This is a genomic window from Arthrobacter sp. 05L45_2 (assembly GCF_056397525.1).
Genome location: NZ_JBFTNO010000126.1, coordinates 1 through 9,176, shown reverse-complemented (window position 1 = coordinate 9,176; position 9,176 = coordinate 1). Strand labels below are relative to the sequence as shown.

The window sequence follows — 9,176 nt, the reverse complement described above, 5'->3', positions numbered from 1 at the left end:
GACAGGAGCAGTGTCCAGGCATTTCTTGGCGCTGATTTTGCGGTCATGCGTGATGACCTCGCGGCCGTCCTTGGTGATCTGCAGGTCAAGTTCCAGCGTCGAAACGCCGGTCTCCATGCCCTTCGCGAAGGAGGCCAGGGTGGACTCCACAGTCAGGCCGATGCCCCCACGGTGGGCCTGAAGGTCGAAGTGGTTGGCGGCACCATCGCCCTGGCCGCTGCCGGTGTGCGTGTCGGCGGCCTGGGCCGGGATGGAGCAGGTGAGGAGCAGGGCGGCGCCTAGTGCGGCGGCGCTGAGAATCGAAGCAGTGGGCTTCGTGGGGGTTCGCATGGGAAAAGTTCTCCACTCTGGTGGTGTGCAGTTGCACCCCCACGGTGTCCCGCGCCGGCCAACGTCTGCCCACCCCCGCGCATCCGCCGTGCGACGCGCGGGTAAACGTCAGGGGTCGGCCGGCCGGCCGCCTACCCCGGCGGCCCCCGCCTAGCCCTTGCGGATCACCTTGAAGTTGGAGGCCTGGGCTACCGGACGGATCACAATCTGGTCCAGGTTCACGTGGTGCGGCGCGGTGACCGCGTAGCGGACGACGTCGGCGACGTCGTCAGCCGTGAGCGGCTTCGCGACACCGGCGTAGACCTTTTCCGCGGCGCCCTGGTCACCAAGCCGGTTCAGCGAGAACTCCTCGGTCTGGACCATGCCGGGCGCCACCTCGATGACGCGGAGGTTGTGTTCGGCCTCTTCCAGGCGCAGGGCACCGGTGAGGGCGTGCTGGGCGAACTTGGCGGCGTTGTAGCCGCCGCCGCCCTCGTAGGCGGACAGGCCAGCGGTTGAGGTCAGGTTCAGAACGGTGCCCTCGCCGCAGGCGCGCAGCATCGGGAGGAAGGCGCGGGTGAGCTTCATGGTGCCCAGCACGTTGACCTCGTACATCCAGGCCCAGTCCTCGGTGCGTGCCTCGGCCACCTTGTCCGCGCCACGCGCGCCGCCGGCGACGTTGACCAGGGTGTCGATCCCGCCGGCTGCGGTGACCTGCTCCACCAGCCGGGCGACGTCGGCGTCGTCGGTCACATCGGCGGGGAAGGCAACGGCGCCGGTCGCGGCCGCGAGCGCTTCAAGCCGGTCGGCCCGGCGGGCGACGGCGAAGACGGTCCAGCCCTCCTGCCGGAGCGCGCGTACGGTGGCCTCGCCGATCCCGGTGCTGGCGCCGGTAACAACCGCCGCCTTCCCCTGTGCGCTGCCGGCAGTTCCTGCGTTGTTGATTCCCTCAGTCATGGCACCACCCTAACGGGAACATCCGCCCCATTTCCTACTGCTACTTCCGTTGCAGGAACTCCAGCAGCACCCGGGCGTGGTTGGTCTCCGGATCCCGCGCGCCGAAGAGCAGCGTCACAGCTCCATGCTCCGCCGCGAGCTCGCGCAGCGTCCGGACCGCGGGGCTGGTTTCGAGCTCCGCCTCGTAGGCCGCCCTAAACTCCGCGAAGCGTTCCTGCATGTGCGCGAATTCGGTGCGCAAGGGCGGCGACGGCGCCACTTCCTTGAGCCACAGCCCGAGCTGAGCGCGTTCCTTGCTGATGCCGCGCGGCCAGAGCCGGTCCACCAGGACCCGGTATCCGTCGTCGGCGGCGGGCTCCTCATAGATGCGCTTGATGACGAAGCGGCCGGCACTTTCTTCCATGCGCTGCATGCTACTGCAGGACGCACGGCGGCGCTGCCGGAGAAGGCCGCAGAAAAAGATGGAAGAATTGGCCCATGGCTGAAGACACTCAGGGTACAGACACGCCCACCACCGCGCCCATCAACGTTCCGGACAAGCCCGCCCTCGAGGGGCTGGAAGCCGCCCTCACCCGGCGCTGGCTTGACGAAGGGACCTACAAGTTCAACCGGGAGACCACCCGGGAGCAGGTCTACTCGATCGACACTCCCCCGCCCACGGCCTCCGGTTCCCTGCACGTGGGACACATGTTCTCCTACACGCAGACGGACGTCCTGGCCCGCTACCAGCGGATGACCGGAAAGAACGTCTTCTACCCCATGGGCTGGGACGACAATGGCCTTCCCACCGAACGGCGCGTGCAGAACTACTACGGCGTGCGCTGCGATCCGGCCATCCCGTACGACGCCGGGTACCGGCCGCCGGCCGAGCCGGCCAAGAACCAGCGCGACTTCGATGTCGTTTCGCGGCGGAACTTCATTGAACTCTGCGAGGAACTCGCCGTCGAGGACGAAAAGGTCTTCGAGAACCTCTTCCAGACCCTGGGCCTGTCCGTCGACTGGGACCTGACGTACCGCACCATCGACGACAAGTCCCGCGCTATCTCGCAGCGGGCGTTCCTGGCCAACCTCACGGCCGGCGACGCGTACATGGCTGAGGCCCCCACCTTGTGGGATGTCACGTTCCGCACCGCCGTGGCGCAGGCCGAGCTGGAGGACCGCGAGGTCGCCGGCGCCTACTACCGCTACCCGTTCTTCACTGAAGACGGCGAGAAGATCTACATCGAGACCACCCGCCCGGAGCTGCTCGCCGCCTGCGCCGCCCTGGTGGCGAACCCCGACGACGAGCGTTACCAGCCGCTGTTCGGCAAGACGGTCACCTCTCCGCTCTTCGGGGTCAAGGTGGAGGTCAAGGCCCACCCGCTGGCCAAGGCGGACAAGGGCTCCGGCATCGCCATGGTCTGCACCTTCGGCGACCTGACCGACGTAACCTGGTGGCGCGAACTGCAGCTGCCCACCCGCGCGATCGTGGGCCGCGACGGCCGCATCATCGGCGAAACCCCGGAGTGGATCACGTCCGCGGAAGGCAAGGCCGCCTTCGAGGCGATCGCCGGCAAGACCGTCTTCAGCGCCAAGGAAGGCGTGGTGGAACTCCTCGCCGCGGCGGAACTGCTCGACGGCGAGCCGAAGAAGATCATGCACCCGGTCAACTTCTTCGAAAAGGGCGACAAGCCGCTCGAGGTCGTCACGTCCCGCCAGTGGTACATCCGCAACGGCGGCCGCGACGAGGAACGCCGCGAACGCCTGATCAGCCGCGGCAACGAGATCGACTTCCACCCGTCCTTTATGCGGTCCCGCTACGAGAACTGGATCACCGGGCTGAACGGCGACTGGCTGGTCTCCCGCCAGCGGTTCTTCGGCGTCCCGGTGCCGGTCTGGTACCCGCTCGACGCGGACGGCAACCCGGATTACGACGCGCCCATCCTGCCTGCCGACGCGCAGCTCCCCGTGGATCCCGCCGCGGACGCGGCCCCCGGCTACGAGGAAACCCAGCGCGACGTCCCCGGCGGCTTCACCGGCGACGCCGACGTCCTGGACACCTGGGCGACGTCCTCGCTGACCCCGCAGATCGTAGGCGGCTGGAGCACCGACGAGGACCTCTTCGCCACGGTCTTCCCGTTCGACGTGCGCCCGCAGGCCCACGACATCATCCGGACCTGGCTGTTCTCCACCGCCGTCCGCGCCGATGCCCTCCAGGACGTCGCGCCGTGGAAGCACGCCGCGATCTCCGGCTGGATCCTCGACCCGGACCGCAAGAAGATGTCCAAGTCCAAGGGCAACGTGATTGTCCCCACCGATGTGCTGAACGAATACGGCTCGGACGCCGTCCGGTACTGGGCGGCCTCGGCCAAGCTCGGCGCGGACACCGCCTACGAGATCGCGCAGATGAAGATCGGCCGCCGCCTGGCGATCAAACTGCTCAATGCCTCCAAGTTCGTCCTGAACCTGGGCGCCACCGAGGATTCCGTTGTCACCTCCGACCTCTCGGTGCTGAGCAACCCCCTGGACCGTGCAGTGCTCGCGCAGCTCTCCGACGTGGTCACCCAGGCCACGAAGGCGTTCGAGAACTACGACTACGCCCGGGCGCTGCAGATCACCGAGAGCTTCTTCTGGCACTTCACGGACGACTACGTGGAGCTGATCAAGGACCGCGCCTACGGTGCCGCCGGCGACGCCCAGCAGGCATCCGTGCTCGCTGCCCTGGCCACCAGCCTCGACACCCTGCTGCGGCTCTTCGCCCCGTTCCTGCCGTTTGCGACCGAGGAAGTCTGGGGCTGGTGGCGGACCGGCTCGGTGCACCGTGCGCAGTGGCCGGCGGCCGTGGAGATCGACGGTGACACTACCCTGCTCGCGACCGTCGGCGCCGCGCTCGGCGGCATCCGGAAGGCCAAGTCCGAGGCCAAGGTCAAGCAGCGCACCGAGGTGCTCTCCGCGACCATCACGGCGTCCGAGAGCCTGACGGCGCAGCTGACGGCGGGCCTGGGTGACCTCAAGGCCGCCGCCAACGCCCGGGAACTGGCCCTGATGGCCGGCGACGGCGAACTGACGGTCAGCGACGTGGTCCTGGCGGCCGCCGAGGAGCCCGCACAGGCTTAGGCCGGCTTCCTTTCACAAAAAAGACGGTCCCCGGGCCGGCTGCGGCCGGCCCGGGGACCCTCTTTCGTGGGGTCGTCCGGCTTAGAGCCCGAACGAGGTCTCGAAATGCGTCAGCACCGGCGGGGCCGCGAGCAGCGCTCCCAGACCGCTGGCCCCCTCGCCGGCACGCCAGGCACGGTAGGCGGCATCGTGCTCCATCGATTCCCACTGCTCCACCACCAGGACGTGCGCCGGGTTGGTGCTGTCGACCAGGATGTCGACGCCCAGGCAGCCGTCGAAGGCCCGGGTATCGGCAAGGATGTCTCGGAGCACAGCCGGTGCCGTGGGCAGGGACTCCGCTGTGAGGGTCAGGTCAAGGTGGGCGGTGATGGGCATGGCGCTCCAATGCTCGCGTGCGGGTAGAGGGTCATTGGCGGTAACAGCGGCGCGGCCCGGCTTGTTCCTCAGGCGTCGCATCGCCCCGCTGCCACCGGTGCTGCGAACACGGTTAGGCAGCCGAGCCGCTGTTCAGCCGTTCCGCCTCGCTGATGGCCCAGGCGGCATTGACCAGGCCGATATGGCTGAACGCCTGCGGGAAGTTCCCGAGCAGTTCCGCGCTGTCCTGCGCCACTTCCTCCGCCATAAGGCCCAGTCCGGTGGCGAATCCCGCCGCGCGCTCGAAGACCGCCCTGGCCCGTTCCGTCCGGCCAGCCAGGGCCAGGGCATGGGCGAGCCAGAAGGTACAGAGCAGGAAGGTGCCCTCCTCCCCCGGGAGCCCGTCGTCGCTGTGGTACCGGTAGACCAGACCCCGGGGATCGGTGAGCCGCTGCTCGATGGCGTCCACCGTGGCCAGGAAACGCGGGTCATCGGCTGGGAGGAACCCGACGATCGCCAGYATCAGCGCCGACGCATCGAGCTGTTCGGTCCCGTAGGCCTGGGTGTACGCTCCCGCGGCGTCGCTCCAGCCAAGGGACCGGATGGATTCGGCGATGTCCTCCCGCGCGGCGGCCCAGCGAGGGACCCGGTCCGTGGCCTGCAGGACCGGGGCCAGGATGATGGCCCGGTCCACCGCCACCCAGCACATCAGCTTGGAGTACAGGTAATGCCGGGGCCGGCCGCGGACCTCCCAGATCCCCTGGTCCTGGTCCCGCCAGCGGGCCACGGCCCCGTCCGCGGCATCGGCGAGGAAGCGCAGGGTCTCCGGGGCCAGCCCGTCGAGGAACTCCGGCATGGTGGCCGCGGCGTCCAGCAGTTCACCGTAGACGTCCAGCTGGCGCTGGTTCCAGGCGCCGTTCCCCACCCGCACGGGGGCGCTGGACCGCCAGCCGGGAAGGTGTGGCAGCACCCGTTCCGGCAGTTCCCTTTCACCCCCGACGCCGTACATGATCTGCAGTTCCTCGCCGCGGGCCAGTTGGCGGGCCGCGGCCGTCGCCAGGAACTGGAAGAACTTCCCTGCCTCGTCCGGGCACGCCGCGACCCAGAGGGCCTGCAGGGTCATGCTCGCGTCGCGGACCCAGGTGTAGCGGTAGTCCCAGTTCCTGGTGCCGCCGGCCACCTCCGGCAGCGATGTGGTCGGGGCTGCCACGATGGCGCCGGACGGGTAGTAGCTCAGTGCCTGCAGCACCCGGCCGCTGCCCGCGACCAGGTCCTGCCATGGGCCGCGGTAGTTCTGGTGGATCGAGGACCAGCTGGTCCAGCCTTCGACCGTGTCGGCGAGGCGTTCCGCCATTTGCTGCCGGCTCCACAGTGCAGGCTCACTGTCCGCGGCCTCCTGCCAGTGCAGCGCGAAGCCGGCGGTGTCGCCGGCGGTGAGGCGGAGGACGGCCCGGGCTGTGCCGCCGTCGGGCCGTAAGGGTGCGGTTGAGGACAGGGCGAGGTCGCCGTCCGCGGACCGGATCAGGAGCCCGCCGTCGACGGGGTGCAGCCGCGGGACGATCAGGCCGTAACCCGGCCGCGGCCCGAAGACCACTTCCACCTCGACGGTCCCTGAGGTGCAGGTCAACCAGCGCAGCAGCGTCCCGGGCGAGCCATCCCCGAGCTCGTGGCCCCGCCGGCCCTCGCCGAGGGCCAGGGCGTCGCTGACGGTGAGCTGTCCCCCGGAGGTGGTGTGCGTTGATTCGAGCACCATGGACGGACCCACGTACCGCCGGGTGGTCGAATACTCGGCGGTGGGGCGGATGGACCAGAGACCGGCATCCCCGCCGAGGAGCCTTCCGAAGACGGAGGGGCTATCGAACCGCGGGAAGCAGAGCCACTCGACGGAACCTGCGGCGCTGACCAGCGCGGCGGACCGGCAGTCGGACAGCAGCGCGTAGTTCGCGATCGGCTCAGTGCTCACCGCTCCACCCTCCAGCGATTTTGGGCAAAGGGGAAGCCCCATCAGCTTTTTGCGGTTGGTGGGGCTTCGACTTTTCGATTACCACGTGACGTCTTAGGTAATCTGGCGGGATCCGTGGAATTTCAGGTCTTCCTACCTCGTCACTGGTAGCCATCATCTGACTTTGCCGAAGGCTGCGTCGGATGAGTGTCACTGAATCTTTGGTTCCTGCGTCCCGCTTCTTTCGAGGTGGGTAAGTTCTATTGTTCTCCCGCCCTTTCGGATGCACAAGAGCCCCGGAGGAACTACATGGCAGTAGTTCTTCCGGGGCCCTGGAGCGGCCGGACGGGACGCCCGGCCGCGCGGCGGCCTAGTCGAAAACGGGGCTCTCGGTGCGGCTGCGCTTGAGCTCGAAGAAGGACGGGAAGGACGCGAGGGTCACCGTGGCGTCCCACAGCTTGCCGGCTTCTTCACCGCGCGGGATGCGGGTCAGGACGGGCCCGAAGAACGCCGTGCCGTTGACCGCCACCACCGGGGTTCCGACGTCCTGGCCCACCAGCGAGATGCCGGCCTCGTGGCTGGAGCGGAGCTGGCCGTCGAACTCGTCGCTCTGTCCGGCGGCGGCAAGTTCAGCCGGCAGGCCGGTCTCGGCGAGGGACTTGGCGATCACCTCGGCGAAGTCCTTGTTGCCTTCGTTGTGGATCTTGGTGCCCATGGCGTCGTAGAGCGGCTTGATGTATTCGGCGCCGAGCTTCTCGGCGGCGGCGATGATGACCCGTACCGGCGCCCGGGCCTTGGCCATCATTTCCTTGTACTCGGCGGGCAGCTCGTCGCGGCCCTCGTTCAGGACGGCGAGGCTCATCACGTGCCACTCGGTCTTGATGTCGCGGACTTCTTCCACTTCACCGATCCAGCGCGAGGTGACCCAGGCGAAGGGGCACAGGGGGTCAAACCAGAAGTCTGCTTTGTTCGCAATCGTTTCAGGCACGGAAACTCTCCTTGGGATGTGTGGGCGGTTTGCACCGCATCCGGCTGCTGGTCCGGACGGCAGGGCGCATCAGCTATGCACAGCGGATTGACGGGCGGATTTATTCCGGGCCGCCCTTGCGGGCTACCGAGGCGTCAGGCGGATTTACGCCGCTTCACGTCGTGGGCGATCATGGTGGGCTCGGCTTTCTTGGCCACCACGTCTTCGGTGATGACCACGCTGGCGACGTCGTCGCGGCTCGGCAGGTCGAACATCACCGGCAACAGGACTTCCTCCATGATGGCCCGGAGCCCGCGGGCACCGGTGCCGCGTTCCAGGGCCTGGTCCGCGATCATGTCCAGGGCCTCGTCCTCGAACACCAGCTCGACGCCGTCGAGCTGGAACATCTTCTGGTACTGCTTGACCAAAGCGTTCTTGGGTGTGGACAGGATCTGGATCAGCGCCGGCCGGTCCAGGTTCGAGACCGTGGTGATGACGGGGAGGCGGCCGATGAATTCGGGGATCAGGCCGAACTTCAACAGGTCCTCCGGCATGACCTCGCCGTAGGAGTCCGTGGTGTTCTTGACCTCGTTCAGCGGGGCGCCGAACCCGATGCCCTTGCGGCCCGAGCGGGATCCGATGATCTCCTCSAGGCCGGCRAAGGCGCCGGCCACGATRAAGAGMACGTTGGTGGTGTCGATCTGGATGAATTCCTGGTGCGGGTGCTTGCGTCCGCCCTGCGGCGGGACCGAGGCAACCGTGCCTTCGAGGATCTTCAGGAGCGCCTGCTGCACACCTTCGCCGGAGACATCGCGGGTGATGGAGGGGTTCTCGCTCTTGCGGGAAATCTTGTCGATCTCGTCGATGTAGATGATGCCCTGCTCGGCCTTCTTGACGTCGTAGTCAGCGGCCTGGATGAGCTTGAGCAGGATGTTCTCGACGTCTTCGCCCACATAGCCGGCCTCGGTGAGCGCGGTGGCGTCGGCGACGGCGAAGGGGACGTTGAGGCGGCGGGCGAGGGTCTGCGCCAGGTACGTTTTGCCGCAGCCCGTGGGGCCGATCAGCAGGATATTGGACTTGGCGATCTCGACGTCATCATGGTGGCCGCCCTCGGCCAGCGCACCGCTCTTCGGCGCGTGGCCGGCCTGGATGCGCTTGTAGTGGTTGTAGACCGCGACGGCGAGTGAGCGCTTGGCGGGCTCCTGGCCGATCACGTATTCCTGCAGGAAGTCGAAGATTTCGCGGGGCTTGGGCAGTTCGAAACTGCCCAGGTCAGCTACTTCGGCGAGTTCTTCTTCAATGATCTCGTTGCAGAGTTCAATGCATTCRTCGCAGATGTAGACGCCGGGCCCGGCAATGAGCTTGCGGACCTGCTTTTGGCTCTTTCCGCAGAAAGAACACTTCAGCAGATCGGTGCTCTCGCCAATCCGAGCCATATGTGAACCCCTTAGTATCTTGCTGCCGGCTGGGTTGTGCTCCAGTGCAGCGCTGCACTCCGTTAGTGGAGTCGCGGCCGCCCCACGCGGGACGCGGCCGTGACTTCTTCCACTC

The 9,176-nt window shown here is 67.6% G+C and carries 8 protein-coding genes; 1 reads left to right on the top strand and 7 read right to left on the bottom strand.

Annotated features, from left to right (window positions below):
• The 3 genes from AC1DHD_RS10695 to AC1DHD_RS10685 all read right to left on the bottom strand — a co-directional run.
• Positions 1-330 (bottom strand): glycerophosphodiester phosphodiesterase family protein (locus AC1DHD_RS10695; RefSeq protein WP_476879701.1); only part of this gene is annotated, 330 nt, incomplete at its 3' end.
• Between the two features lie 150 nt (positions 331-480).
• The gene (locus AC1DHD_RS10690; protein WP_476879700.1) at positions 481-1,266 is read right to left on the bottom strand and encodes an SDR family oxidoreductase; all 786 of its coding nucleotides are present in this window, start codon (positions 1,264-1,266) and stop codon (positions 481-483) included.
• 40 nt (positions 1,267-1,306) lie between these two features.
• Entirely contained in the window at positions 1,307-1,669 is a 363-nt protein-coding gene (locus AC1DHD_RS10685; protein ID WP_476879699.1) for a DUF488 domain-containing protein, read from the bottom strand.
• A gap of 74 nt (positions 1,670-1,743) precedes the next feature.
• On the opposite strand from AC1DHD_RS10685, the gene valS reads away from it, so the two are divergent.
• Complete coding sequence (gene valS / locus AC1DHD_RS10680; protein ID WP_476879698.1) at positions 1,744-4,362, top strand: valine--tRNA ligase; 2,619 nt, start codon at positions 1,744-1,746, stop codon at positions 4,360-4,362.
• An 81-nt stretch (positions 4,363-4,443) separates the two neighbouring features.
• Here valS and AC1DHD_RS10675 read toward each other — a convergent pair whose 3' ends face one another.
• From AC1DHD_RS10675 to clpX, 4 genes are all read right to left on the bottom strand, one after another.
• On the bottom strand, positions 4,444-4,737 hold the full coding sequence (locus AC1DHD_RS10675; RefSeq protein ID WP_476879697.1) for a putative quinol monooxygenase: 294 nt from the start codon (positions 4,735-4,737) through the stop codon (positions 4,444-4,446).
• A 112-nt stretch (positions 4,738-4,849) separates the two neighbouring features.
• Positions 4,850-6,679: a glycoside hydrolase family 15 protein gene (locus tag AC1DHD_RS10670; RefSeq protein WP_476879696.1), complete on the bottom strand. Its 1,830-nt coding sequence runs from the start codon at positions 6,677-6,679 to the stop codon at positions 4,850-4,852.
• Positions 6,680-7,028: 349 nt separating this feature from the next.
• Positions 7,029-7,646: a mycothiol-dependent nitroreductase Rv2466c family protein gene (locus AC1DHD_RS10665; protein ID WP_476879695.1), complete on the bottom strand. Its 618-nt coding sequence runs from the start codon at positions 7,644-7,646 to the stop codon at positions 7,029-7,031.
• A 134-nt stretch (positions 7,647-7,780) separates the two neighbouring features.
• Positions 7,781-9,061 (bottom strand): ATP-dependent Clp protease ATP-binding subunit ClpX, encoded by a 1,281-nt coding sequence (clpX, locus tag AC1DHD_RS10660; protein ID WP_476879694.1) that lies wholly within the window; start codon positions 9,059-9,061, stop codon positions 7,781-7,783.
• Positions 9,062-9,176 lie beyond the last annotated feature (115 nt).